Source organism: Paenibacillus sp. RC73, assembly GCF_044908085.1.
In the GTDB taxonomy this organism is placed as follows: Bacteria; Bacillota; Bacilli; order Paenibacillales; family Paenibacillaceae; genus Paenibacillus; species Paenibacillus terrae_A.
The window spans coordinates 80,464-106,047 of sequence record NZ_JBIYCV010000012.1; the positions used below are offsets into that span (position 1 = coordinate 80,464).

The 25,584-nt window shown below is 45.9% G+C and carries 24 protein-coding genes and 1 pseudogene; all 25 read right to left on the bottom strand.

The genetic code is table 11. The annotated features are described in order from the left end of the window. Positions 1 to 15: 15 nt before the first annotated feature. Positions 16 to 249 carry a MoaD/ThiS family protein gene (locus tag ABH897_RS23225; protein ID WP_404521168.1) on the bottom strand — a complete coding sequence of 78 codons (234 nt, stop codon included), beginning with the start codon at positions 247 to 249 and terminating at the stop codon, positions 16 to 18. Further along, positions 242 to 685: a molybdenum cofactor biosynthesis protein MoaE gene (locus tag ABH897_RS23230; protein WP_404592790.1), complete on the bottom strand. Its 444-nt coding sequence runs from the start codon at positions 683 to 685 to the stop codon at positions 242 to 244. Before ABH897_RS23230 ends, ABH897_RS23225 begins: the two co-directional genes overlap by 8 nt. Before the next feature lie 87 nt (positions 686 to 772). Next, on the bottom strand, positions 773 to 1,792 hold the full coding sequence (locus ABH897_RS23235) for a ThiF family adenylyltransferase (protein ID WP_404592791.1): 1,020 nt from the start codon (positions 1,790 to 1,792) through the stop codon (positions 773 to 775). Then, positions 1,785 to 2,939 carry a nitrate/nitrite transporter gene (locus ABH897_RS23240; RefSeq protein ID WP_283652729.1) on the bottom strand — a complete coding sequence of 385 codons (1,155 nt, stop codon included), beginning with the start codon at positions 2,937 to 2,939 and terminating at the stop codon, positions 1,785 to 1,787. The genes ABH897_RS23235 and ABH897_RS23240 overlap by 8 nt, the downstream gene beginning before the upstream one ends. A gap of 205 nt (positions 2,940 to 3,144) precedes the next feature. After that, complete coding sequence (locus tag ABH897_RS23245; RefSeq protein WP_023989699.1) at positions 3,145 to 3,792, bottom strand: response regulator transcription factor; 648 nt, start codon at positions 3,790 to 3,792, stop codon at positions 3,145 to 3,147. A gap of 7 nt (positions 3,793 to 3,799) precedes the next feature. Continuing rightward, positions 3,800 to 4,864, bottom strand: a complete 1,065-nt coding sequence (locus ABH897_RS23250; protein ID WP_404580630.1) for an ATP-binding protein — start codon at positions 4,862 to 4,864, stop codon at positions 3,800 to 3,802. A gap of 1 nt (position 4,865) precedes the next feature. Further along, the gene (locus ABH897_RS23255; RefSeq protein ID WP_044647999.1) at positions 4,866 to 5,318 is read right to left on the bottom strand and encodes a GAF domain-containing protein; all 453 of its coding nucleotides are present in this window, start codon (positions 5,316 to 5,318) and stop codon (positions 4,866 to 4,868) included. Between the two features lie 45 nt (positions 5,319 to 5,363). Then, a complete protein-coding gene (gene narI / locus ABH897_RS23260; protein WP_404580653.1) occupies positions 5,364 to 6,047 on the bottom strand; it encodes a respiratory nitrate reductase subunit gamma in 684 nt (227 codons plus the stop codon). Continuing rightward, the gene (gene narJ / locus ABH897_RS23265; protein WP_404521157.1) at positions 6,047 to 6,613 is read right to left on the bottom strand and encodes a nitrate reductase molybdenum cofactor assembly chaperone; all 567 of its coding nucleotides are present in this window, start codon (positions 6,611 to 6,613) and stop codon (positions 6,047 to 6,049) included. The genes narI and narJ overlap by 1 nt, the downstream gene beginning before the upstream one ends. Next, positions 6,606 to 8,183, bottom strand: coding sequence for a nitrate reductase subunit beta (gene narH / locus ABH897_RS23270; protein WP_283657205.1), 1,578 nt, complete (start codon positions 8,181 to 8,183; stop codon positions 6,606 to 6,608). Before narH ends, narJ begins: the two co-directional genes overlap by 8 nt. Then, positions 8,173 to 11,847 (bottom strand): nitrate reductase subunit alpha, encoded by a 3,675-nt coding sequence (locus ABH897_RS23275; RefSeq protein ID WP_404521153.1) that lies wholly within the window; start codon positions 11,845 to 11,847, stop codon positions 8,173 to 8,175. The genes narH and ABH897_RS23275 overlap by 11 nt, the downstream gene beginning before the upstream one ends. A 198-nt stretch (positions 11,848 to 12,045) precedes the next feature. Continuing rightward, a complete protein-coding gene (gene modB, locus ABH897_RS23280; RefSeq protein WP_404529706.1) occupies positions 12,046 to 12,717 on the bottom strand; it encodes a molybdate ABC transporter permease subunit in 672 nt (223 codons plus the stop codon). Positions 12,718 to 12,719: 2 nt separating this feature from the next. Further along, complete coding sequence (gene modA, locus ABH897_RS23285; protein WP_283652733.1) at positions 12,720 to 13,571, bottom strand: molybdate ABC transporter substrate-binding protein; 852 nt, start codon at positions 13,569 to 13,571, stop codon at positions 12,720 to 12,722. 42 nt (positions 13,572 to 13,613) lie between these two features. Continuing rightward, positions 13,614 to 13,789 (bottom strand): annotated as a pseudogene (locus ABH897_RS23290) (iron-sulfur cluster repair di-iron protein ScdA); the annotation flags it as partial. 84 nt (positions 13,790 to 13,873) lie between these two features. After that, positions 13,874 to 15,292, bottom strand: coding sequence for a protoporphyrinogen oxidase (gene hemY, locus ABH897_RS23295; protein ID WP_283652735.1), 1,419 nt, complete (start codon positions 15,290 to 15,292; stop codon positions 13,874 to 13,876). Further along, entirely contained in the window at positions 15,289 to 16,392 is a 1,104-nt protein-coding gene (locus ABH897_RS23300; protein WP_283652736.1) for a TIGR04053 family radical SAM/SPASM domain-containing protein, read from the bottom strand. Before ABH897_RS23300 ends, hemY begins: the two co-directional genes overlap by 4 nt. A gap of 15 nt (positions 16,393 to 16,407) precedes the next feature. Further along, complete coding sequence (locus ABH897_RS23305; protein ID WP_404521243.1) at positions 16,408 to 17,196, bottom strand: YwiC-like family protein; 789 nt, start codon at positions 17,194 to 17,196, stop codon at positions 16,408 to 16,410. A 408-nt stretch (positions 17,197 to 17,604) separates the two neighbouring features. Continuing rightward, positions 17,605 to 18,327 carry a 5'-methylthioadenosine/adenosylhomocysteine nucleosidase gene (locus ABH897_RS23310; RefSeq protein WP_283652737.1) on the bottom strand — a complete coding sequence of 241 codons (723 nt, stop codon included), beginning with the start codon at positions 18,325 to 18,327 and terminating at the stop codon, positions 17,605 to 17,607. Between the two features lie 42 nt (positions 18,328 to 18,369). Continuing rightward, entirely contained in the window at positions 18,370 to 19,545 is a 1,176-nt protein-coding gene (locus ABH897_RS23315) for an aminotransferase class I/II-fold pyridoxal phosphate-dependent enzyme (protein WP_404592792.1), read from the bottom strand. A gap of 70 nt (positions 19,546 to 19,615) precedes the next feature. Beyond that, positions 19,616 to 20,455: a MetQ/NlpA family ABC transporter substrate-binding protein gene (locus ABH897_RS23320; protein ID WP_283652739.1), complete on the bottom strand. Its 840-nt coding sequence runs from the start codon at positions 20,453 to 20,455 to the stop codon at positions 19,616 to 19,618. A gap of 221 nt (positions 20,456 to 20,676) precedes the next feature. Beyond that, the gene (locus ABH897_RS23325; RefSeq protein WP_404529707.1) at positions 20,677 to 22,752 is read right to left on the bottom strand and encodes a stalk domain-containing protein; all 2,076 of its coding nucleotides are present in this window, start codon (positions 22,750 to 22,752) and stop codon (positions 20,677 to 20,679) included. Positions 22,753 to 22,887: 135 nt separating this feature from the next. After that, a complete protein-coding gene (locus ABH897_RS23330) occupies positions 22,888 to 23,394 on the bottom strand; it encodes a methylated-DNA--[protein]-cysteine S-methyltransferase (protein ID WP_283652741.1) in 507 nt (168 codons plus the stop codon). A 44-nt stretch (positions 23,395 to 23,438) separates the two neighbouring features. After that, the gene (locus tag ABH897_RS23335; protein WP_283652742.1) at positions 23,439 to 23,996 is read right to left on the bottom strand and encodes a bifunctional transcriptional activator/DNA repair enzyme AdaA; all 558 of its coding nucleotides are present in this window, start codon (positions 23,994 to 23,996) and stop codon (positions 23,439 to 23,441) included. A 35-nt stretch (positions 23,997 to 24,031) separates the two neighbouring features. Next, the gene (locus ABH897_RS23340) at positions 24,032 to 24,802 is read right to left on the bottom strand and encodes an isocitrate lyase/PEP mutase family protein (protein ID WP_404592793.1); all 771 of its coding nucleotides are present in this window, start codon (positions 24,800 to 24,802) and stop codon (positions 24,032 to 24,034) included. A 282-nt stretch (positions 24,803 to 25,084) separates the two neighbouring features. Beyond that, a complete protein-coding gene (locus tag ABH897_RS23345) occupies positions 25,085 to 25,456 on the bottom strand; it encodes a hypothetical protein (protein ID WP_283652744.1) in 372 nt (123 codons plus the stop codon). Positions 25,457 to 25,584: the final 128 nt, after the last annotated feature.

Genomic DNA, 25,584 nt, shown 5'->3' on the forward strand with positions numbered 1-25,584 from the left:
TTTGGGGCGTTATCATCAGCCGCCGCTGACTGGGGGAATGAAGGCTGCAACGTCTCCATCCTGTAATACATCCGTAGACAACGCATACTCCTCGTTTATCGCAATTCGTACAGACTTGATCGGCATATCTGGATATTGATCTGTTATCCAATTGGATAAATCACCCACAGTTTGGCCCGCCAAATCTGCCAATTCCTCTGTTTTCCCCGTCACCTCACGGAGTCCCGCAAAATAGTACAGCTTAATCATGACTGATCTTCCCCGGCTTTTTCTTTTGATATCCGACCCACTGCATTCCATCTTCCCAAATCTCTCGTTTCCAAATTGGAACTATTTCTTTGATTCGTTCGATCGCGTATTCATTCGCCTCATAAGCATCTGAGCGGTGTGGTGAAGAAACGGCGATGACAACGGCGATATCACCGATTTGAAGCTCGCCAATCCGGTGCGCAATTGCCACTCTTGTCCCTTCCCATTTCTGTTCGATTTCGTGGCCAATCTCCGCGAGTTTTTTTTGGGCCATGGGTACATAGGCCTCATAAGCAAGGTATAAGGTCCGTACGCCTTGAGTCCATTCTCGGACGTGCCCTGTAAACACAGTCACCGCTCCCGCTTCCGGCCTTAGGACATAATCCGCATAAGCCTGCGGGAGAATGGGCTCCGTTACGATTTCAAATACACTCATCTTTTCCACCTTCCAGCCACCGGACAAGCCATTCTCCGATGATAAACTCTATTAAAAATTTCTGCCTCTTATACCTGCACCTCTCGTTTAACCGAACAGCTGATGATATAGTTTTTGACCGTTGGCAACACTTCGTACACCGTGTATGAGAAGCCTTCCGTTTTTGAATAAAATCATTCGATGCTTAAAAGCATAAAATTCAACGAAATAAGGAGTTCTTTTTACGCTATCTGCTATAAGCCTGCCCATTTTCTCTGCATCATCGAGCGTGATCGGACGATGGGGGTCTGGAAGAACCTGTACCACATCCCGTCCGCACAGCGCAGCATACGCCGAGCGACATGATGCCGTCAGTGCAGGAAACGTAGGATATTCTCCACAGGTTGGACAATCTTGGTTACGGATGCGGGAAATCCCTATGTCCATCTGCGTGTTCTCCCATAGATCAAATAGATGAACCTTGCGGCGCATCTTATCATGTCTGCCGCTCAGCCACTTCATGGCTTCTGCACATTGGAGGGCGGCTGTCACCTGGACTGCAGGCGAGATGATTCCAGCCGTATCGCAGGTCTGATTGATCGCAGGCAGCGATGGCAGAAGGCAGCGAAAACAGGCTGACTTGCCCGGCACGAAAGGAAAAACGACGCCTGTGCTTCCAACACAGGCTCCGTAAATCCATGGAATTCCAGCCTTCAATGCGGCATCGTTGATAAGTAGACGAGTTTCGAAATTGTCCGTAGCATCCATCAGCAATATACTTTTGCTGGCAAGTTCTTGAACAAGCTCGGCATCCAAATTATCGAGATATGTGTGCAACCGTACGTCTTCTCGTATGGCTTTCAGCCTTTTTTCGGCTGCCATAACCTTGGGCTGCATTTCCGCGGCGTCCTGCTCCGTGAACAGTTGCTGGCGTTGCAGATTCGACATCTCTACATAATCCCTGTCAACAAGATGAAGCTCCCCAACGCCCGCTCTTACCAGTGTTTCGGCAATGGCGGAACCCAGTGCCCCGCAACCGATAATGGTGACGACAGCAACGGATAGATTACGCTGCCCTTCGCCACCAATGGGTCTAAATAAGATTTGTCTGGAATAACGCTCATTCATTAGATTGTGTCCCTTGATAATACAGCCATATGACGAGGATCAGGCTAGCCAGCGCCACTTGGGAAAGTAGCATGAATCCAATGGAATAATGGCCAGTAACGGCATGAATCGTCGACAACAAGATCGGAGGGAAAAAGCCACCGAGACCGCCCATCATGGATACAATTCCGTTAACTATACCTGCTTGTTTATTAAAATAAAATGGAACTAGCTTGAAAATGACGCCGTTCCCCACTCCAGCACATACAGCGATCGCCAAGCAGCCTACTGTATAAAGGGTGATCCCTGGTGAAAAAGCCAAAAGAATCGCAGCGACCGTATAAACAGAGAACGTACCTACCAGCAGGAACAGGGGCTGAAGCCGATCCGCCAGCCAGCCACCGATGGGGCGGAAGAAAGTGGCAATCGCAATGAAGCCTGCTGTACGCATCCCTGCATCCACTTTAGTCAGCTCAAAATTCGATACCAGGAAATTCGGCAAGTACACCGTGAACGCTACAAATGAGCCAAATGTAATAAAATAAAAGAGCGAGAAAAACCAAAGCTTCTCATTTTTGTAAACGCCTTTAATCTGCTCCATAATTGGCGTCTTTACTTTAGCTTCATGACGATCCCCTAAGAAGAAATTCAAAACGATAAAAACAAGCAGCACAATGAGATATAGCTTCACTGTAGGGGCCCAGCCAATTTGGGTAGCCACAATAGGGGCCGAGAAGGTAGTGATGGCTGTTCCCAAATTTCCTATACCATACATCCCATTTACAAACCCATGCTTTTCCTTTGGGTAATACTTCGGCAGCGAAGTCACCCCAACCGAGAACACAGCTCCTCCAATCCCAAGGAACAAGCCACCGATAATTAAATCCATCATCGTAGAAGCTTCACTGATATAGTAGACGGGAAACAAAAGCAAAATAAAGCTAACGAGAAAAACGATTCTTGCTCCGAAGATGTTGGCATAATAACCAAGCGGAATGCGCAGAATCGAACCAAGTACGACCGGAATCGCCGTGACCATAGCCAATTTTCCGGGTGGAATCACAATATCCTCCGTAATGAACGGCATAAGAGAAGAAATGATAACCCATACCATGAATCCAAGAATCAAGTTCAATGTTTGCAACGGCAACTGCATTTTTCTAATCATTTAACTCACCTTTTCAACGTTTTTTCTGTCGAATTATTGATTTGAATTTTCTGTCCCCATTGTAGCCGCTAGCCGATCTTATCGAATATAGGGGACTCCCCTTTCCCTAACGGGGGAGTCCCTGAAAATAAAAAAAGACGCCTCTATTAAGAAGCGACTTGGTTTGTTCAAGAGATTTTTTCTTTAAAATGTTCTTCTTCATCACCTAAAAATCCAGCATTTTTTTCTTTAATGCATATTGGACCAGTTCAGGCCGGCTTCTTAAATTCAATTTCTCCATGATTTTCGCTTTGTTCGCTTCCACCGTCTTGACAGAGATGAACAGCTTTTCTGCAACTTCCTTGTTACCGTAACCCTTTGCGACCAGAGGCAGAATCTCCAGTTCCCGCTTGGACAGGATCTCATACGGATCTTCTGATTGTGACGTCGTATCTTTTTTGATGAACTCACGAACGAGAGAAGTAGCCATTTTAGGATGGATATAGGTCCCGCCCCCATGAATGGTTCGTATAGCAAGCAATAGCTCCTCATCTGGAGCATTTTTCAAAACATAGCCTGAAGCACCATTCTTCAAAATATGAAATAGATATTCTTCATCGTCATGCATGGTCAGAATCAGAATTTTAGTATCAGGGTGGTCCTCTTTAATCTTGCCTGTGGCGATCAATCCACTTTCGCCTGGGGGCATGCTGAGGTCCATGATTAGAATATCCGGACGATATTTAGCTACCATCGTATACGCTTCAATGCCATCTGCAGCCGTTCCGACAACCTCCATATCCGATTGGAAGTTCAAAATCATGGAAAATCCGCTTCGTACAATAGCATGGTCATCCGCTAACACAATTTTGATCAAGTCTCTATTCCTCCTCTTGGCCAATCGGAATTTGTAAAAAGACTTTGGTTCCCTGACCAACATTTGAAAGGACGCCAAAACTTCCGCCTACCAGCTCTGCTCGCTCCTGCATACCATATAAACCTAATCCCGTTCCAATAGGATTGCTCCCCTTTTCAAAGCCAATTCCATCGTCCTCTACAGTCAAACGAAGCATATGATCGTGCTCAGTCAAAGAAACTTTAACCATGTCTACTTGGGCATACTTCAAGGCATTGAGAACAGCCTCTTGGCAGACACGGTAAATGACCGTTTCCTTTTCACTTCCATATCGCTTTTGGGGAAGATCCGACACAAATTCAACTACCAGACCAAAGCTTTGTTCAACCCTCTTAAAGTGAGAACGAAATGCCGCTTCAAGTCCAAAATCATCAAGTGTGGCGGGGCGTAGTTCCACAGACAGGTTGCGGATATCATCCAGCAACCGCGTCATGGATGCTTCGGTCTGCTTCATATTTTTTAGGAGCTGTTCATCATTCGTCATGTATTTTAACACCCGTAGTTCAACAACCGCGCTCATCAATTCCTGGGCGACGCTGTCGTGCAGTTCCCTGGAAAGCCGTTTACGCTCATTTTCCTGCGCTTCAATGACATGCTTCATCATTTTGTTTTCATACAATTTTTCCTGCGTCTGAAATTGCGGGGTCAAATCTCTCAACATCAACACCCGTGTTCCATGTTCAGAATCAATCGTGTGAAAAGAAGCTGCATAGGGAACCATTCCGTTGCTCTTTGTTTCCAGATACACCTGAAAAGAAGCGAAATCCTTGGATTCTGGCATATTGAAATAACAGTTAAGGCAGGTACGGGGCTCCGTTTCGCTTGTATAGCCCCTGCATGTTCCACATAAAGCTCTGTTCTTCCCTTCATAGAGTTGAATGAGGACGTCATCGCCCACAATCTCTTCAGCTGCCGGGTTCATGGCTAGGGTATTCCCTTGCCTATCAAAAAAGAAAATGGCTTCCGTACTGTTCTCAAACAACTTCACCATTAGCGCACTCAAAGAGCCAGTCCCTACAGACAATGTCAATTCACATCACTTCCTTCCCGTTCAACTCTCCAATTCCCCTATGCGCCAAGGCTTCCAAATCACGCATCATGGCTTCGGTCATCAGCTGTTCTTCCCGAAATCCACCAAGCAGTACGCCCGCGACGCGAGCATCATTCCATAGGGGAACAGCCCCGAGACTCTTGAGTTTCTCGGATTGAACGATCGGATAGTTAAACAGGTTGTCTGCCCCCACATATTGATAAACAGATGGAATGAAAACGGATTTCCCGGTTTTAAACACGATTCCTGCTATGCCCTTACCGGATTGCAGCACAATCCGCTTAAAGCGATCATTTAAATTACCGGCTGCATTTTTCCATTTAATTACGTATTGATATTCGGCCGGTTCAACCAGAGCAAGCGCCATGAAATCATAACCGAAATGTTCGCGTATTCGCTCAAGCTCCCTTTGATAATCCATCCTATTATTCATCACTCTCTCCTAATAAAATTAGGAAAGAAGGCAGAGCCCGCTTTCCTAATTCGATTTATGTCTTCTGTAAAGGATATAACTTCTGCGCACATAATTCAACGGAACACTCCACACATGCACAAGCCGGGTAAAGGGCCAAAATGCAAAAATGGCAAAGCCCATAAGTACATGAAGCTTGAAAGATATCGGTACGTCTCTCATGAGTGTTGGGTCGACACGGAATATGAACAAACCGCGGAACCAGATCGAGATGGTCTCCCGATAATCGAATTCCGGCTGTACCGCATTCGTTACAAGAGTCGCAAACAGCCCCATGCATACAATGGCCAAAAGCAATACGTTTACAATCAAATCAGACGCTGTACTTAAACGGCGCACATTGCGTATTGTAAAACGGCGAGATGTGAGGATCAACATACCGAGAAACGTTATGGCTCCAAATATTCCACCAATATAAACTGCTCCAATGTGATACAGATGATCGTTTACACCCAGTGCATGCATCCAGGTTTTTGGAATACCCAAACCGGACACGTGACCGAAAATAACCGGGATAATTCCCAGGTGGAATAAAAGGCTTCCGATCATCAATTGTTTCTTTTCAATAAATTCGCTCGATTTCGCTGTCCAATTGAACTGGTCAGTTCTGTAGCGGAAAATATGGCCTACAATAAAGATGACCACACACATATACGGGAAAATGACCCATAAAAACTGCTCTAGCATCATCATTGCGCGGCTGCCTCCTGTTCTACGCAAGCTTTAAGCGTTTCGCGCAGTCCCTTGACCAGATGAAAATACGGGCTTTTCATTTTTTCCAGCGCTATAAGCAAATGATAGGTGCCGTCTTCCAAAATCGCAACGGGCATGCGGAGGTTTTCTGTCGTCTTCGGATCTTGCACCCATTCGGCGGCATACAGAAATTCACACATGAGCGGTAAGTAATCCGGAAGCTCCCCATCCGACATTTCAAGGCCGTACATCTCATACAGAACCTTTAACTTGACTAGCATTTGTCCTCTTTCTTTTGCATCTTCAAACTTGAAGTAAGTCATATATAATGCGCAATTTTTTTGAAAATCGAAGGTTTCCGTATACATCTCCTGAATCTCTTCGATGCTGAACTCTTGCATAAGAGACCAATACATATTAGCGTGCGTATACGCAGGATGGTCCGGATCAAATGATGCTTCCAGAAAAGCCGGATGAAAATCCAGCTTTTCCGGGTACATGAGTTGTTGGGCGAAAAACCCGAATGAAGGCTTGCATTCATACAGCTTCGCTACATTAATCACGCCAAATACCCCCGTAGAAGTTTTCTTCAACCATTTCCTTGCCTGTTTTTGAAGGCTCTTCCATCCCCATTGAGCTTGCCAGGCTACAACCGCTACAGCCAGAGCCAGAGCCCATATTTCCCAGAGTGTCGCCATAACCGGCAGATCCTTGAGCCCGGTATGGATTGGCATACCCCTCTTTATGCGACGTCGGAATGACGAAACGGTCCTCATATTTGGCAATTGCCAGCAGTCGATACATCTGCTCGGCCTGCAGTGGTGTCATGCCGGTACGTTCAAGACGGCTTTCATCAAAAGATTGTCCTGTGGACTGGGCACGCATATAGGAGCGCATCATAGCCATCCGCTGCAAGGATTCCTTCACCGTCTGCGTATCACCCGCCGTCAGCATATTGGCAAGGTACTGAATGGGGGTACGCATTTCTTCGATAGCTGGAAAGACCATATCCGGATTCTCGATCGAGTCTTTCCCTTCAAAGTAATTCATGATTGGGCTAAGTGGCGGTACATACCAGACCATAGGCAGCGTGCGATATTCCGGATGAAGCGGGAATGCCAGCTTGTACTCAATGGCAAGCTTGTAGACCGGCGAGTTCTGCGCTGCCTCAATCCAGTCTTCCGAGATGCCGTCTTTTCTCGCCTGAGCAATCACCGCCGGATCACTTGGGTCCAGGAACAGGTCGCACTGTGCTTTATACAGTTCTTTCTCATCCTGCGTAGAAGCAGCCTCGTGAACTCGATCCGCGTCATACAGCAGAACGCCGAGGTAACGAATTCGTCCTGTACATGTCTCGGAACAGACTGTTGGCAACCCGGCTTCCACACGCGGGAAACAGAAGGTACATTTCTCCGCTTTGTTCGTCTGCCAGTTGAAGTACACTTTTTTGTATGGACAGCCTGTCATGCAATACCGCCAGCCGCGGCATGCTTCCTGATCCACAAGCACGATTCCATCCTCATCCCGTTTGTACATGGCGCCTGAAGGACAGGATGCGACACAACTCGGATTCAGACAGTGTTCGCAGAGCCGAGGGAGATACAGCATGAATGACTTCTCGAAATTGAATTTGATCTCTTCTTCAATTTTCTGAATATTCGGATCAAGTGGACCCGTCACATGGGTACCCGCCAAATCGTCCTCCCAGTTTGGGCCCCAATCCAGATTCATTTTTTTCCCCGTTACCGCAGAATGCGCGCGTGCTACCGGAGAATGCTTCTGCTCTTTGGCATTGGTCAAATGCTCATAATTGTAGGTCCAGGGCTCATAATAATCTTTCATTTCCGGCATGTCGGGATTGTAAAAAATTTTGCCAAGCGCTATCTTGGATAGCTTGCTCCCTGACTTCAGTTCGAGCTTCCCTTTGCGAAGCTGCCAGCCGCCCTTATATTGCTCCTGGTCTTCCCAACGCTTCGGATAACCGATGCCGGGTTTGGTTTCCACGTTGTTGAACCACATATATTCCGCGCCTTTGCGGTTTGTCCAAGTTGTTTTACATGTCACGCTGCACGTATGACAGCCAATACATTTATCCAGGTTCATGACCATGGCAATTTGAGCTTTAATTTTCAAGCCAGTTTACCTCCTTCATTTTACGTACCGCTACGTACACATCACGCTGGTTGCCGATCGGACCGTAATAGTTGAACCCGTAGCTAAGCTGAGCGTATCCGCCAACCATCTGGGTTGGTTTGAGATGAATTCTTGTTGGCGCATTATGGCTGCCCCCGCGCGTATCCGTGATTTCGGAGCCCGGCACTTGAATGTGTTTATCCTGAGCATGGTACATAAACATCGTTCCTCTTGGCATCCGGTGGCTGACAACGGCCCGGGCGGTTACAACACCGTTACGGTTGTACACCTCTACCCAGTCATTGTCGGCAAGATCGTGGGCCGCTGCGTCTTCGTTATTGATCCATACCGTAGGACCTCCGCGGAACAGCGTAAGCATATGCTGGTTATCCTGGTAGGTGGAGTGAATATTCCATTTACCGTGCGGAGTCAGATAACGTAGGACAAGTGAATCTTGTCCGCCTTTTATTTCCCGATCACGCGTGCCGAACACCATCGGCGGCAGAGTAGGTTTATAGATTGGCAATGACTCCCCAAACTGCTGGAAAATTTCATGATCTATATAGAAGTGCTGTCTTCCTGTCAAAGTACGGAACGGAACGAGACGTTCAATATTCGTTGTAAATGGTGAATAGCGACGTCCTTTCTTGTTCGATCCAGTAAATACCGGTGTCGGTATAACCTCACGCGGCTGTACCGTGATACTTTGGAAAGTGATCTTTTCCGCTGCCCGGTCGGCCGAGATGTCTTTGAGTTCAACACCGTGAAGCTTTTCTGCCTGCTCATAAGCCTTTTGTGAGACCTGTCCATTGGTCGCGGATGAAAGGTGAAGAATAGTATTGGCCACTTGACGAGCTGTCTGTATTTTAGGCAAACCATCTTTAATGGAATCATCGTAATAAACTCCGTTCAGCCTTTTCAATTCCTCATATTCATCCGCTACGGAGAAGCTGACGCCATGCGCACCTGTTTTCCCAGTAGCCAAATTCGGACCGAGTGAGATAAATTTATCGTGAATCTTAGTATAATCGCGTTCGATGATGCTGAAATTCGGCATGGTTTTACCCGGAGTCGCTTCAATCTCGCCCTTCGTCCAATCCTTTACAAGACCCATCGGCTGTGAAATTTCGCCTATACTATCGTGTGAGAGCGGCGCGGTCACAAGGTCTTTATATATTCCTGGTAGGTACTCTTTTGCCATATCCGAAAAGACTTCGGAAAGCTGGCGGTAAATATCCCAGTCCGCGCGAGATTCCCACAGTGGATTAACAGCCGGATTAAACGGGTGCACGAAAGGATGCATGTCTGTTGACGACAAGTCTGTTTTTTCGTACCAGGTTGCCGCCGGAAGCACGATGTCCGCGTACAATGGAGTTGTTGTCATCCGAAAATCAAGTGCAACCATCAGATCAAGCTTTCCTTCTACATCTTCTCTCCAGACGATTTCCTCAGGTTTCTGTTCTTCGTTCGGCCGGGCAAGCAGGGCATCAGATGCTCCGAGTAAATGTTTCATGAAATACTCTTGTCCCTTCGCCGAACTTGAAATCAGATTTGACCGCCAAACAAAGAGTGAACGCGGGAAGTTCTCGGCTGCCCCAGGATCTTCTACAGCGAAGCGTGTCTTACGTGATTTAATCTCTTCCACAGAATGATTAATGATGTCCTCGTTGGACTTCTTGCCTAATTGCGCAGCCTCTTCGGCGAATAGCAGACTGTTTTTATTAAACTGTGGATAAGAAGGCAGCCAACCCAGACGCGCTGCGAGCACGTTGTAGTCTGCTGGATGTCTGTAACTGACATCCCCGCCAATCGGTGACTTCAAGGTGTCTGTTCCACTTTCTTCGTAACGCCACTGCTCTGTTGCAAAGTAGAAAAACGATGTAGCATTTTGCTGTCGAGCCGCCCCTTGCCAGTCTTTTGCAAAGGCAATCGATGACCAGCCTTCGATGGGACGGAGCTTTTCTTGACCAACATAATGCGCCCAGCCTCCACCGTTTACGCCTTGGGAAGCTGTCAACATGACCAGGTTCAAGATGGACCGATAGATCGTGTCACTATTGAACCAATGATTGATCCCCGCACCCATAATAATCATGGAGCGCCCTTTGGTATCGATAGCATTTTGAGCAAATTCCCGAGCAATCTGCACCACAACAGATGCCTTCACTCCTGTGATCTTCTCCTGCCAGGCAGGGGTATAATGCGAAGCTGCATCGTAATAATCTTTGGCGTTATGAGGGCTGTCACTGCGCGCGACACCGTACTGGCTCATCATCAGATCGTACACGGTTGCAACGTAACGCTCCGAACCATCTGCCAGGCGCACTTTTTTGGTCGGAATTACACGTTTGAACGTTCCATTACCGGCGTTATCAAAGTAAGGGAATACGACTTCTTCCCATTGCTCGCCACGACCTTCCACAGTAAGGGCAGGCTCAACCTTCGTTCCGTCTTCTCGCTCCAGGATCAGGTTCCATTTCTTATCCTGTTCCCAGCGCTGTCCCATCGTACCGTTCGGGACCAGCATCTCCCCTGCCACTTCGTCATATATGACCGGTTTCCAGTCCGCATGCTGAGAAACATCCCCAAGGTCACTCGCCCGTAGAAAACGCCCACCTTTCCAGACTCCTTCGTGTGGATCAAGCAGAATCATGAACGGCATATCTGTATATTGTTTGGCATAGTTAATGAACATGGGTTCTTGGCGTTCTTTGTAGAACTCATCCAGAATGACATGCGTCATAGCCTGGGCCACGGCAGCATCTGTACCCGGATTCGGTGCGAGCCAATTGTCAGCGAACTTCACATTCTCCGCCAAATCGGGAGCCACCGATACGACCTTTGTCCCCTTATAACGTACTTCCGTCATAAAATGCGCGTCCGGCGTCCGGGTAAGCGGTACGTTCGATCCCCACATGATCAGGTAACCCGCATTGTACCAGTCAGAAGATTCCGGCACGTCCGTCTGCTCACCCCAAATTTGAGGAGATGCAGGCGGAAGGTCTGCATACCAGTCGTAAAAACTCAACATCTGCCCACCGAGTAGCGAAATGAACCGGGCTCCCGAAGCGTAGCTTATCATTGACATCGCCGGGATTGGCGTAAAGCCCGCGATCCGGTCGGGACCGTACTTGCGGATGGTATAGATGAGCTGCGCCGAGATCAGACGCAGGACATCGTCCCAGCCGACACGGACATGCCCGCCTTTTCCGCGAGCCGATTTGTAGAGCTTGGCTTTCTCAGGGTCTTCTACGATGCTTGCCCATGCGTCTACTGGATTCGTATGCTCCTTAATGGCGGCTAACCAAAGCCGCAATAACTTACCGCGCATATAGGGGTATTTCACGCGTAATGGACTGTATTCATACCAGGAAAATGTAGCGCCACGCGGGCATCCACGCGGCTCAAATTCCGGCATGTCAACGCCGCAGGAAGGATAATCGATCTGCTGATTTTCCCAGGTAATGATGCCGTTTTTCACAAAAACCTTCCAACTACAGGAGCCGGTGCAGTTAACACCGTGCGTCGTCCGAACCACTTTGTCGTGAGACCAACGCTGACGGTACACGTTTTCCCATTCTCTATTTTTTTCCTCAAGGATTGACCAATTTCCGGAATAACTCTCGATCGGTTTAAAAAAGTTGAGGCTGTATTTTTTCTTCATTGATGATCAACGCTCCTTTTCAGAATGAAAAATCCCAACGCAGTTGCTAGGGCAAGATTCATTCGCTTATTCTCATTATGTAATTCATTGATTCCTGTTCCCATTAGGGAATGTCCTATAGCGCTACAGGAAATCCCTCGTTCTATGGAAAGATACAAAAAAGCTTCCCTCTGCCAAAGGGAAGCTTATATGAAGTGATTAATTGTTCTTTTGGCCCGTTAACAGGAGCATGATAAAAGAAATGAGTATGATGGAGCATGTCCAGGCCCAGGCCATAGGAAGATGACCAGAATCCACCGCAACATAAATGGCCGTCGGAATGGTCTGGGTTTTGCCCGGAATATTTCCGGCAATCATCAGCGTAGCACCAAATTCGCCCAGACCGCGGGCAAAACCGAGTATAAAGGCCGCTTTAAAAGAAGGGAAAATTAAAGGGAAGGTGATATATCGGAAAACCTGCCATTCACTTGCACCCATCGAACGTCCCGCGTTTTCCAAGTCCCGGTCAACAGAAGACAATCCCATTCTCAGCGTCCGATAGACAAGAGGAAAAGCCACTACCACCGCTGCCACAACCCCAGCCCACCACGAGAATACAATTGGTTCGCCAAACCATTGTTCTACAATACGTCCCAATCCACTTTTTCGTCCAAGCAATATGAGCAGTAAAAAGCCAACAACGGTCGGTGGGAGTACCAAAGGCAGCATAAGCAAGGTTTCAACGGCCGTTTTCCCTCTAAATAGCCCCAAACGAGACATTGACCATGCCGCAAACAGGCCTATTATGATTACCAGAATGCTGGATAACAGTGCCACCTGCAACGATAACAGGATAGGAGGCCAATATTCATTCCAATCTATAGCTTGCATGCTCACTTCGGTATGGTAAATCCATACTTAGCCATAATATTCAGAGATTCTTGTGATTGAAGGTATGCATAGAAATCCTCGGCCTCTTGAGTGTGCTTTGAAGCTTTGACAATTCCGATGGGGTACTCAACAGATGAATAGGTTTTAGGGTCCATCTCAAAGGCGATTTTCGCCTTTTGCGAAGTCAATGCATCTGTTTTATATACAAATCCGACATCAGCGTTTCCAGTCTCCACATATTGCAGCACTTGTCTAACATCTTTTGCCTGAACCAGCCTGCTCTGCAATACGTCCCATAGCTTCGTGTTCGTCAGCGCTTCCTGTGCGTATTTGCCTGCAGGGACACTTTCAGGAATGCCAATCGCCACTTTTTTTACCCCTTCCTTGGTTAAATCCGTTACACTCGCAATGTTCATCGTCCCGTCTGCAGGAATAACCGTTACCAATTCGTTCGTCAGCCATGTTTTTTGTTTATCGCTCTCTATTAGCTGCTGATCTACGAGAGACTTCATGTTTTTCTTCGAAGCGGACAAAAACAGGTCTGATGGTGCTCCTTGCTCAATCTGCTTTTCCAGCGCACCAGAGCCACCAAAGTTGAAATTCAATTTGACATCTTTATGAGTTGGCTCGTACAAATTCTGGATTTCTTTGAGCGCATCTGTTAAGCTCGCAGCTGCGGAAATGGTCAGTTCAACAGTTTCAGCCTTTTTCGAAGAATCCTGGCTGGAAGACTCGTTCTGGACCGTGCTGCTAACATTTGAAGCTGATTGTTGCTCCGCACCGCACCCTGAAAGTAATAACACAATGGAAAAAACAAAAAAGAGCGTCTGGCTATGTTTAATAATTTTTTTCATTTTGTTTGACTCCTTAAGTTTAGTCTTTCTTCATATGATGGATTATATTTTGAGCTGCGCCTGTCTCGTACGTTCGATTAATGTGCAATTCTCAAGAAGAATATGATTAAAAATATCTGCTGTACCGGCTCAAAGCCGTTTGTGATCAAGCGTAATTCCTTTAGTATCTCTATCACAGCCTGATGCTCGTCTTGCAGCTTGGATACATACGGATTCAGCGTTAACTGGATCATGTTCTACTTCCCCTTACAACTTGAATTCATCCTGGAGCTCTCTCTTCTAAAGCAGGAAATGCCTTGTCATTAAAAAGCTGAAATCAGCTGTTCAGCCGCTTCTTTCCCTTGAGCGATACAATCTGGAATTCCAACGCCTCCATAACCAGCACCACATAAAAATACATTTGGAGAATACTGAGATAAATCATATCTAACCTTTGCCAGATACTCCTTGTGTCCAATCGGATATTGCGGCATCGATTGATTACACCGACTAACTTCGGCGAATTCCGGTTCCGCTTCCAAGCCCATTAAATCCTTCAAGTCTTTGCGCGCGGCATCCACAAGCTCAGCATCCGTCATCTGTATCCATTCCTGTGCGCCTGCATGTCCGATATATGCTCGTAACAGCGTATATCCTTCTGGAGCAGTATGGCTCCACTTTGTCGAGGACCACGTACATGCTGTGATCTTTTTACCTTCCTTGCGCGGCACCAAAAATCCGGTTCCCTCAAAGGCAAGATGAAGCTCTGTATTTTTATAAGCAAGGGCAATATTGGCTACCGAAACGTAACTGATCTTATTGAGCAAGCTGACACTTGCAACACCGGAAAATAATTTAGCCGCCACAAAGGCTGGAACAGCGCAGATCACTGCATCTGCATCTATGACTTGTCCATGATCCAGGATTACCTGATAACCGTCCTCTTTTCTTACTTCAGCCACACCCTGTCCCATCACAAAATGTACGGTATGCAGCCTCTCCTTTAGCCGCTCCACGATTGTAGATAAGCCTTGTCGATAGGAAAGAAACATGCTTTTCTTGGCGATATCCGGCAGTTTTTCTTGTACAGCCGACTTTCTCCCCGCTCCTTTAGTCATACCTTTAATCAGACTCCCATGCTTCTGCTCCATCTGCTTAAATTGAGGGAAGGTTGACATCAGGCTAAGAGAATGTGTATCGCCAGCGTAAATTCCAGACAGCAGAGGTTCTGTAATCTGATCCAGAACTTCTTTGCCAAGGCGCCGCTTGATAAAATTTCCCAGAGACTCGTCCATATCGCCTTTCTTCGCCGGGATGATTAAATCCAGGGCTGCCCGTGCTTTTCCCAGCGGAGAGATAAGTCCCGTCCGAATGAAAGGGGTAAGCTTCGTTGGAATGCCCAGAATGAAGCCCATCGGCATCGTGTGAAGCTTGCCCTTATGCAAAATGCAGGCAGATTTGGCCTTCGGGTTTGTGGATACCAGCTCTGCTTCCAGTCCCAATTCCATGGTCAGCTCCAACATGGCCGTTTTTCTGGCCAGAAAAGCATCCGGTCCTTTTTCGATCATAAAATCGTTTTGGCGAACGGTTTGCAGCTTTCCTCCCAGCCGGTCGCTTTTCTCAACCAGTGTAATCTCTACCTCCACTTGCTTCTCCTCAGCCAGCTTTTTCACGTAAAAGGCAGCACTTAAACCACTTATTCCTCCACCGAGAACAACGACTTTTTTAGGACTTTTTTTCATAAAAGCTCTTTTCCTTCCTTAGCCCCAGGCATATAGGCACAATAAGGGTCACTCTCCAAATAATCTCCTGTTATTGCAAAAGCCCTTGCTCTGGAGCCTCCACAGACGGTATTAAATTCGCAGATTCCACATTTTCCTTTAAGCAGAGACTTATCTCTAAGCCTGTTCATGATCGGAGAGTGCCGATAAATACGTGCCAGACTATCCATTCGTACATTTCCACATGCAAGGGGCAGGAAACCGCTCGGGTACACCTCGCCGATATGACTGATAAAAACAAATCCATCTCCATCATTTACGCCTTTAGGGGCACGTCCCAAAACATCTGCCCTTTTTTGCTCGAACGTTGCACTGTTCTTACCTGCTCTGTTCTTTTCCTGCAGTACAACCCTTCGATAGTGAGGTGCTTCTGTAGCCTTTACACCGTAAGGCATCTGTTGTTGTATTTGATACAACCACTTCATTACAGCTTCATGCTCATCAGGAGTAATCATATCTTTCTCCATACCACGTCCGGTTGGAACAAGGAAAAACAAGCTCCATAACACCGCCTGCATTTCCTTTACCTTTTCTGCAATTTGCTCCAGATCGTGAAGGTTGTACCGGGACACCGTCGTATTCACTTGAATAGGAATGTTCATTTCCTTCAAATAACCAATTCCCCGCATGGTTGTATCGTAAGAACCCACAGTCCCCCGAAAATGATCGTGAATATCTGCACATGAACCGTCCAGGCTAAAAGCCCACCGTGATAAGCCAACTTGCTTTGCTTTTTCGACCGCTGCTCGTGTCACTTTAGGGGTGGCACTGGGAGTTATGGAAACCGACAGCTTTTTCTCTTCAATTGCATATTGAGCCAACTCAAATAAATCAGGACGCGATAACGGATCTCCACCTGTGAAAACCACCAGCGGATGATTCATTTCAGCGATTTGATCCATCAGTTGCTTGCCCTCCTCTAATGTCAGTTGACGAGGATCAGGCTTATACTGGGCTTCCGCTCTACAGTGAAGGCATTTTAAAGCACAAGCTCGCGTTACCTCCCAAATGACGATAAACGGGTTCTCGCGATAATCTCGTGGTGTTTCCAAAGATATCATTGATGTCTCTCCTTTTTAGAAATATAAAAACAACACAGATACATAGAGCATCAATGAAAATCCAATTTCAGCCATGCCAACTTGTTTTGCCTTTAATTCGAATTTAGGAAGCCATATAGCTCGTAATAATAAAATTAAAAAAGGAGCGACCAAAAATACCTTTATCCAGGCAGCAAACAGCATAATGATCAGATGATAGATGACAGAAGCATAATAGTAGCGTGTATTTTTTCTTTCACGGATGATCGTTTTAACATAAAGAGCAGTTCCCGTAAAGTAAGACACCAAAAGCAAAAATAGCTCCGTGGATATTCCCCAATCCCCTGCTTCTCCAATATGAACAACAGGGTAAATAAAAGAACAAAAAAGTATAATTGCGGCAATGTCATTGAGCAAGGCACGTTCATTTTTCATTTTTGCATAGTACATATTAGCCATAAAAAAGAACAGCAGCAGAACTCCATACCAGATCAACGCAGGCTTAACCCATATCAGTGAAGCTAAAAAGGGAAGGAGTATCGCTCCGTATACAACAACTGGTTTTCGGTATCTTTCACGGTTACCTGTTTTGATCCATTGGAGGACAGGAAAACTGAATAAATAGATAAAAAACCAGCACATGAATAGAGGTATATGAATGAATTCCCCTTGAGAAGCCGCTAAACCGAATAAAAATGGAAGAATGAGCATGGCCCATGCTCCATGCTGATTAGGTATGTATCTACTGATCCCCTTCAAACCCTTGATCCTTTTTTCACAATATTTATCATCCTTATTGCTTCGGTTAATCGATGCATCATCCATTCCCCCAAGATTCAATTTTTCACCCTCTCTAATTCTAAGTATTCTATTCAATTGAACCAATCAGGGAGTTCCCTTTTTCATATGTGGGAATAGCCTAGCCGGAGAAACAACGCTGTTGGCTCATCATGCCATTCATTAAGGGGGCTATCCGGCACCCTCGACAAGACGGCGGAAGTGGAGGAATTACTCAGAATAAAAAAATTAAAAGTGGCACGCCAGGCGGCACACCACTTGATCAAAATTGTTCACTACCGCCAAGGTCACACCTCAGTTGCAGCAGTTTGAAAAGTTGTCCAAGCAGGTTCCTCTAAAATAATACTAAAGCTACATGTACTATACATGGCTTTTAATCAAGAGAGCCACTCTTTCAGATGGAAAAATCCATTTTCGAAGGAGTGGCTTTTTTTGCTAACGTCCGCTAGATTCACTAAAATTATCGTATGCAGCTACAAGAGCTACAACCACGGCTGCCGAGTTGGTCGCAGCCAAGTCAAGATTGGAGTCAAAAGTACCTGCTGCTTCTGCGCCGGCAAGATCAGACAGAGAACGAACAGCCAAAAATGGGACACCAAACTGATACGCTGTCTGGACGACCGCGGTCCCTTCCATATCCGTCACCTTGGCTTCCGGAAACTGGCTGCGAATAAAATGGACCCGCTCCGCTTGATAGATAAAGGAGTCTGCTGTCGTAATCAACCCGGTAACGATCTGCCCCTCAATCTTGGTTTCTGCCAGAGTTTCTGTCGCAAAATCAAGCAGCGCTTGCTCCACCGGATAACTTGCCGGCATCTGTGGCACCTGCCCGTAGGTATAGCCGAACGCCGTTCCATCCACATCGCTGTAAGTCAGCTCGGTCGCCACTACGACATCCCCAACACGAAGCGCTGGATCAAGCCCGCCAGCAGACCCGGTATTAATGACAAGCTCCGGGTTAAAGCGCTCAATCAGCAGCGCCGTAGTCAAGGCTGCGTTCGCTTTACCAATTCCCGATTGCAGCAGAACAACTTCCTTGCCCTGAAGACGACCTGTATAAAAAATTCCATTCGCGATCCGGGTCATGCTTATCCCTTCGATCTGCGCTTTCAAACCTGCTATTTCTTCTTCCATGGCTCCGATAATGGCTATACTCACAGTTCGTTTCTCGCTCCCTCCATGAATTCCCTGCATTTTAGTTTATTTTTTAAAAATGCCCGTTGCGGCTATTCTCTGCACCGCCTCCAGTAGCCGTTCTTCACTGTTCACCAGACTCACCCGCACATAGGATGCTCCGGCAAGACCAAAGCCTTCGCCGGGAGCCACTGCAACATGGGCCTCGTCTAATAAAAAGTCCGCAAAAGAAGCGGAGGTATAGCCCTCAGACACCTTGAACCAGGCGAAAAAAGTTCCTTTGGGTGCGGCTACATCCCAGCCAATACCACGCAACGCCGCAATGAGAACATCACGTCGCCGTTCATATAATGCAGCCAGCTCCCGCACCGGCTCCTGCGAGCCCAGCAATGCCGACGCTCCCGCATCCTGTACCGCTCCAAAAACAGTGCTGTAGGCATGCGTATGATAATGCTTGAGCGCACCGATGACAGATGCGTTTCCAACAGCAAAGCCGAAACGCCAGCCCGCCATGTTGTACGTTTTGGAAGCCGTATACGTCTCGACACCATATTCCTTGCCGCCGGGGATTTGCAATAGACTGAGCGGCTTATGCCCCTCAAACCCAAGGGCACCGTAAGCAAAATCGTTCATAACCGGAAAACAGTACTCAGCGGCATAGTCCAACGTCTTCGTCAGAAAATCCGTAGTAGCCACGGCGCCAGTCGGATTGTTCGGATAATTAATCATGAGCAATTTGACCTGTTGGGCGATTTCTTCCGGCACCGTGGTATAATCAGGCAAAAATCCATCCTTCTCATGGAGCGGAATCGTATGGATACGGGCTCTTGCCAGCGCAGCAGCGGAAACATATTGCGGGTATGCCGGGTCGGTGGTCAGCAACCAGTCACCGGGATTTAGCAATGCCTGCGGAATCCCCATTACGCCTATGGCGGAGCCGTTGAATACGGCAACCTCCCGATCGGGATCAAGCTCCACCTGATACTCCCGTTTATAGAACGCGGCGACTGCTTCCAGTGTGCTTTTTTTTCCGTGAAAAGGCGGGTAGCCCTGATTGATCGGCTGATCAACTGCTTCCTTCAAAGCGCTGATGATATGCGCCGGTGTCTGCTGATCCGGGTTGCCGGCTGCCAAATTGATTACATCTATTCCTCTGCTTTTATACAGATTCACTTTGTCGTCAATTGCGCTAAAATAGTTGTCAGGCAGTGCCTTGACGAGATCAGAGGATGAAAAAATCACGTTCATCTCCACCTTTTATCCATAAGATACAGGCTGACAGTGCCAGCTCGCAGAAGACAATAAACTCATATTATTTGAAATAGCTTGGCAGCTTATAGCCTTCATAAACCGGATTCGATTTGATGTACTTTTGGAATTCATCCGAATGATACCCCTCAATGATGTCTTTGACGAATGGCTTGTCCTTGTTCTTGCTATCCACAGCGACCACGTTCGTGAACGGGTCTGTCATTTTTTCAAGCTGCAATGCCGAGGTCAGCTTCATTCCATTCGAAACGGCAAAGTTCCCCTGAATAGCGGCAAAATCAACATCCTCCAGTGCGCGCGGTCCCTGTGCAGGGTCGGTCGCCACAAATTGCAAATGATGCGGATTAGAGATAATGTCGTTCACCGAGGTTTGCAGTGGATCAATATTATCCTTTAACGTAATCCAGCCCACTTCCTTTAAAATATTCAGCGCACGCAACATATTGACTGGCTCGTTCGGCAGGTTGATTTGAGCACCGTTGCTGACTTCGTCAAGGCTGGTATGCTTGCTGGAGTACAATCCCATTGGCGGAGTCGGAACCTGCACAGCTCCAATCAGATCAATATTCTCCCGCTTATTCATAGAATCCAGATAGAGCGAATGTTGGAACACATTAGCATCAATATCTCCATTAGCCACAGCTACATTGGGCTGAACGCCGTCTGTAAATTCTTTATATGTAATCTTGTAGCCCTTCTTCTCCAAATACGGAGCCACTCCATTCTTGAACTGATCACTATAAGGACCTGGATTAAAACTGATATGCAGTGTCTTCTTTTCTTCACTCGCAGCATTTCCCGTCGTATTCTTACTGCCACAGCCAGAGATAAAAAGTGCGACTGCTCCCACCAGCAGTATAAATGGAACCCATTTTTTCTTCATTTCGATTTCTCCCCCCTGATATCATCTGTTTTTTGTTGAGCTAGAATGTTGCAGCCCAATCAAATTCCGAGTAATCTTATGTGTTTATAAATACTACAATGATATTTTGATAACTGTCAACAATATTTGATAACACATCTTCTGCATAATAAAAAAAGGACCGCTTTTCGCAGCATGGAAAAAGACGCTCCCATTTCGGAAGCGCCTTTCAACTGTACTATTTACTTCGCCAGATTTAGCTTGGCATCCTTAATATCATACAAGGCTCCTTGATTGCTATCTACGAGCTTTTTCATTTGTTTATTGGCCAGTCCGCTTGCAGGAACTATCGCATTAAAAGTAACGCCATTTTTCTGTAATTGCTCGTTTATTTCGTCCACTGAAAAACGGGCTTTACCCAGCGCTGTATTTTTATCATGTACGGGTGCATCTGTAATGAATATGATGGTTTTGGAATTAGAGCTTTTGGAAAATTTACTTACAGCCAGCTGGATGGCCTCCAGCCCGGATTCTTTCAGATCCCCGCCAGCAGAAGGACGTAACGTATTCAAATTCCCTTTTAGCTTGCTCTTATCCGCTGTAAAATCAAAATACTCCAAATCTTTATCTGCTGTTAAATTAATGTCCCGAAACGCAACGACGGCAAATTGGGAGCCTGATGGAACCGAATCAACAAAGCCCTTAACCTTCTGTCTTACATAATCCAGCGTTCCTGTCATACTACTCGTAACATCAATAACGAAAACGATATTAGAAGATTTGGTGATGGTACTGGATATATTGTTCAGTATGGTAGGCTTCGATTGTGGCTCAGTGTTGCCCTCGTCTTCATCCATTAATTGTTCACTTTCATTTGTTGTTAAAATCTGTTGCGGGGCAAGAAAGATCACAACACTCTGAGCGGCAATATTCCATTTCACCTTGGCTCCCAGAGCCTCACTTACAAATCGAATAGGAACCATCACTTTGCCGTTAATTAATCTCGGCGCCGCATTGAGACGCACTAACTTACCATTGATATAGGCATCTCTGGAGCCTACGGTTAACTTAATCGTTGTATTCCCTTTGGTCGCGGTAACGGTCTTCGTAGCACCATCCCATTTCACCTTCGCTCCAAGCGCCTCAAAAACAGCACGAAACGGCACCAGCATGCTTCCGCTAATCGAAGTCGCAGGCTGCTCATATTGTTGCAGCTTCCCATCAATAAACACCAAAACCTGAGCTTTATTATTATTTACGGGAATAAACTGGGGCACAGACGCTGCCGAATTGCCCGACTGATCCATCATTTTAATATAAAAGTAGTACCCGCCCGTAGACAAGTTCAGGTTACTCAAAGGGTAGCTAAACGTTGTTGCCGGATCGAACTGGATGCGTTTAACCAATTGTTCTTCCGAATTTTTCACCATAACGTAGGAAGTGTACGTGGGCTGAATATTTTTCATCTTCAAACGAATCGTAAACGAAGTACCCGAAGAATTGATCGTAAACGTACCCGGAAAGTGTTCTCCAGACGGTATAGACAAAGGAATCTCGGGCGATTCATCTACAGCTTGATCCTCTTTAGACTCGATAACGGGCTGCGTTACTTTCGTCTCATCAACAGATGGAGCAGCCACTGGTTCACTGACCGTTGGAGCCATTTTGGATTCCGCTTCAAGCTGAATGATTCTTGGATCACGGAAAAATGATATTATTGAGAATTTATCGGATGGCTCTGTGTCGATGGTTTCCAATTTATTGTAGTAAAATTCAATTTTCGCCCCAAAAGGAGGTGCTGGTGCTTTATTTTCAATCGTTAGTGTTTTGTTCACGTAATCAACTGTGAAATTAGAGGGAGAAATGTGCGTATTGTCAATAATTAAATGGGTCTTGGTGCCCTCTTTAATCACGTTGAGGGTCTTTATTTTAAAAGTACGACTCAGACCATCTCCATTAGGAAGAGCTACACCCCACATTTTTCCAGCAGACCATTCCATGTCTGGTTCAATCGGAAACTCAATATAATTCTTTGATCCTGGATAAGGTGCTGCGTGAGTATCCGAAATTGTTATCGTAGAATTAGCATAATCAACCGAAAAATCTCCGGGGAAAATTTCAGTAAGATTGCTGTACAAACGAATTGGAGTACCTTGCTTAATACTATAGTCCATATTAAATTTAAACTCTTTGTTGATCCCGTTACCATCATCAAGAATAAGTATAAGCTTGTTTCCATCTCTTAGTACCATAGAATTGTCTGCATGTGCTCTTTCTGTTCCTACAGCAAACAAACCCATGAGCATCGTTGAAAACATAAATAAAAATATAGTCCTTCTGAACTTCATCCTTATTTCCCCTTTTTGAATCTTTCTTTTTGGTAAATCATAGCATAGGGTTAGATGAAGTTCATTCCATCTGATGACAATTATGGATATGGAACCTTACTTTTTTCACTGTTGTTCCATATTCATATTTAGCTCCTTGAATTGATTCTCATGCCTGAGTAGCCATTCCTTTCTCCATAAGCCCCCCGCATAACCCGTTAATTTCTGGTTGGAACCAATAATTCGGTGGCATGGAATCACGATACTCAGCTTGTTTTTCCCATTGGCGCTGCCTACAGCTCTAATGGCTTTTTCATTTCCAATCGAAAAGGCAATGTCTTTATAGGCCGCTGTTTCACCGTAGCCTACTTTCACCAAAGCATCCCATACATTTTTCTGAAAATCTGTGCCCTCAAAAGCATAAGGAAACGTAAACTCATAGCGCGTACCTTTAAAATACTCGTCAAGCTGACTAGCGCACGCCTCTAAAACGGGGTGTGAAGTCTCGTCCAGCATCGTGGTAGTTGATGTATCCCGATCAGAGAACATGATAGAATGGACGGCCTCATCTGTGCCCCATATTTCTATCTCTCCAATCGGGGATGCATAATTCAATAAATATAGCCTGCTCATAAAAGGATAACAACCTCCTGTGTGTATAGATCTACAGCATCTATTCACCTGTTCAGCTTCCTGTATTCACTAGGGGAACACTGCTTCAAACAGCGAAATGCCTTATAAAAATTCGAAGGACTTTGAAAGCCCGTCTCATAGCAAATCTCAAGATTGGTACAATCCGTGCTTTTAAGCAGATATGCTGCTTTATCCACTCTTATTTTTTCCAGATAGGTACGCGGGGTTTCTGAGGTTTCCTGTTTAAAGATTCGATCCAGATAAAAGGGACTTGCTCCAGCATAATCCGCAATATTCTGCAATACCAATCTTTCCTTATAGTGATTGACCAGAAAGGTAACCACAGTCTGGACAAGCCTGATATACGGTGAATGATCAATATGAGGCTGACATCTTTTACAGGCACGAAACCCCGCCTTTTCCACAGTGTCGATGTCATCATAAAACTCAACATTTACTTTTTTCGGCTTTTTGGATCGACAGGAAGGTCGGCAGTATATTCGGGTTGTTTTCACCGCGGTAAAAAACAACCCGTCATATTTACGATCACACGCCATAATTTTCTCCCACATTTCTTCAAAAGAAAGATTGATTTCAGCCATGAGCGAATATCCTGTCCTTTCCTTTCTAAAGTTCATCATCCCCCATATAAATGCGAAGTATCTTGTAGCTCTATTAACTGCTCGGCGTTCTTTTGCAAAGCAACCATGATATGATCCGAAAAGGCATTGCCAAAGCTAAACCGTTTCACTCCCAATTGCTGAAGCTTACTGACATTCGTCAGACCCGGCAAGGATAAAATATTAAGCGGAGCACGTACCTGATATACCACTTCCCTGATCTCATCGTCAACCTTCAAACCCGGAACAAAAATTCCGCTGACTCCACTCTCCACATACGCATTTGCTCGTTCGATCGTTTCCAAAAGCGGGGTATCCTTTTGCAAATATGTATCCGTTCTTGCATTTATAAAAAAATCGTTAAATCCATGAGCATCCAGTGCTGCTCTAATCTTGGACAGAAGGTTACTATGCAGAACCACTTCTCGAAGTCCCTTTTGCTGTTTTAATGAATCTTCAATATTAATCCCTGCGACTCCCACATCTGCTGTCCTTAAAACATGCTCGACAATCGTTGCTGTGTCCTCCCCATACCCTGCCTCAATATCTGCCGACACCGGAATCTGGACATGATCTGCAATCGTCTGAATAATCCTTATATGCTGGTCAAAATCAATAAGCTCACCGTCGGACAATCCAAGCGTATTTGCAATCCCCCAGCTCGTCGTGCCAATCGCCTGAAAGCCTGCCTTCTCCAAAGCCACGGCAGATAACAAGTCCCACGCATTCCCCAAAAACAAAAGTTCCTCTGATGTATGAAGTGCTTTAAATTGCTGTATTTTATTCATAAATATAGCCTCCTGATATGTGATGTAACTCATTTTATCAAGAGGCTGTATTTGTTTCGTCCTCATTCTTGCGCTTATGGTCTGTGGGAATCTTATTTGCTCCGAATCCATTAAGCAAATTGAAAATATTTTCGGCATTCTGTCTTCGGAGGTTGCGAAGCATCTTATGCTAATTGCTCAAAGGATGCTGGCTCAGAGCGGAAAAGACTGCCCTGGAAGCCCGAAACTTGCAAGCTCCTGAAACAGTCTTGTAAAATGTTCCTTAAGTCGAAAGGGAGGTCGTTAGATCAAACGATAGCCGGATGGAAGTTTCCCGGTACTGCGGATATTACGGATTTGCTGCAACGTCAAACGTTGATTGGTAGAGATAAGAGATTCTACATCATTTCCACGAATCAGATCATCCAGGTCGGCGAAGCGGCGATTGCCTCTAAAGACTTGAAAATTACCTTTAAAGCGCGTGCGGGTAAAGAGTACCAGTGTAGCATCGCTACTTGTAGAAAAGAAACGCAGGCTCTCTATGCCATCGAGAACGGTTTCCGTATCACGAATACCTGAATTTCCCGTATATACTCTGCTGGCCCCCCGAAAATTTTCTTCACCAAAGACAGTAAGACGCGGATACGTTTGAGATACAAATGCTTTGCAGATCATGTTGTAATCCCTCCTTTTCAATTCTAGCTTATGTCCACTGGAAGAATTGGTTTGGGCCTGGGATTACCATTTCACAAAATCATTCTATGATTTCATAAACACGTGACAGACTTGAAAAAGGAACATAC

What these genes read in the sequence shown, in the direction of transcription:
- ABH897_RS23330 (WP_283652741.1), bottom strand. Translation starts at nt 23,394, where the DNA reads ATGAGCAGGCTATATTTATTGAATTATGCATCCCCGATTGGAGAGATA.
- modA (WP_283652733.1), bottom strand. Translation starts at nt 13,571, where the DNA reads ATGAAAAAAATTATTAAACATAGCCAGACGCTCTTTTTTGTTTTTTCC.
- ABH897_RS23230 (WP_404592790.1), bottom strand. Translation starts at nt 685, where the DNA reads ATGAGTGTATTTGAAATCGTAACGGAGCCCATTCTCCCGCAGGCTTAT.
- ABH897_RS23240 (WP_283652729.1), bottom strand. Translation starts at nt 2,939, where the DNA reads ATGATTAGAAAAATGCAGTTGCCGTTGCAAACATTGAACTTGATTCTT.
- ABH897_RS23305 (WP_404521243.1), bottom strand. Translation starts at nt 17,196, where the DNA reads ATGGATGATGCATCGATTAACCGAAGCAATAAGGATGATAAATATTGT.
- ABH897_RS23275 (WP_404521153.1), bottom strand. Translation starts at nt 11,847, where the DNA reads ATGAAGAAAAAATACAGCCTCAACTTTTTTAAACCGATCGAGAGTTAT.
- ABH897_RS23235 (WP_404592791.1), bottom strand. Translation starts at nt 1,792, where the DNA reads ATGAATGAGCGTTATTCCAGACAAATCTTATTTAGACCCATTGGTGGC.
- ABH897_RS23340 (WP_404592793.1), bottom strand. Translation starts at nt 24,802, where the DNA reads ATGAATAAAATACAGCAATTTAAAGCACTTCATACATCAGAGGAACTT.
- narI (WP_404580653.1), bottom strand. Translation starts at nt 6,047, where the DNA reads ATGATGCTAGAGCAGTTTTTATGGGTCATTTTCCCGTATATGTGTGTG.
- ABH897_RS23335 (WP_283652742.1), bottom strand. Translation starts at nt 23,996, where the DNA reads ATGGCTGAAATCAATCTTTCTTTTGAAGAAATGTGGGAGAAAATTATG.
- ABH897_RS23225 (WP_404521168.1), bottom strand. Translation starts at nt 249, where the DNA reads ATGATTAAGCTGTACTATTTTGCGGGACTCCGTGAGGTGACGGGGAAA.
- ABH897_RS23300 (WP_283652736.1), bottom strand. Translation starts at nt 16,392, where the DNA reads ATGATATCTTTGGAAACACCACGAGATTATCGCGAGAACCCGTTTATC.
- ABH897_RS23345 (WP_283652744.1), bottom strand. Translation starts at nt 25,456, where the DNA reads ATGATCTGCAAAGCATTTGTATCTCAAACGTATCCGCGTCTTACTGTC.
- ABH897_RS23320 (WP_283652739.1), bottom strand. Translation starts at nt 20,455, where the DNA reads ATGAAGAAAAAATGGGTTCCATTTATACTGCTGGTGGGAGCAGTCGCA.
- ABH897_RS23255 (WP_044647999.1), bottom strand. Translation starts at nt 5,318, where the DNA reads ATGAATAATAGGATGGATTATCAAAGGGAGCTTGAGCGAATACGCGAA.
- modB (WP_404529706.1), bottom strand. Translation starts at nt 12,717, where the DNA reads ATGCAAGCTATAGATTGGAATGAATATTGGCCTCCTATCCTGTTATCG.
- hemY (WP_283652735.1), bottom strand. Translation starts at nt 15,292, where the DNA reads ATGAAAAAAAGTCCTAAAAAAGTCGTTGTTCTCGGTGGAGGAATAAGT.
- ABH897_RS23325 (WP_404529707.1), bottom strand. Translation starts at nt 22,752, where the DNA reads ATGTTTTCAACGATGCTCATGGGTTTGTTTGCTGTAGGAACAGAAAGA.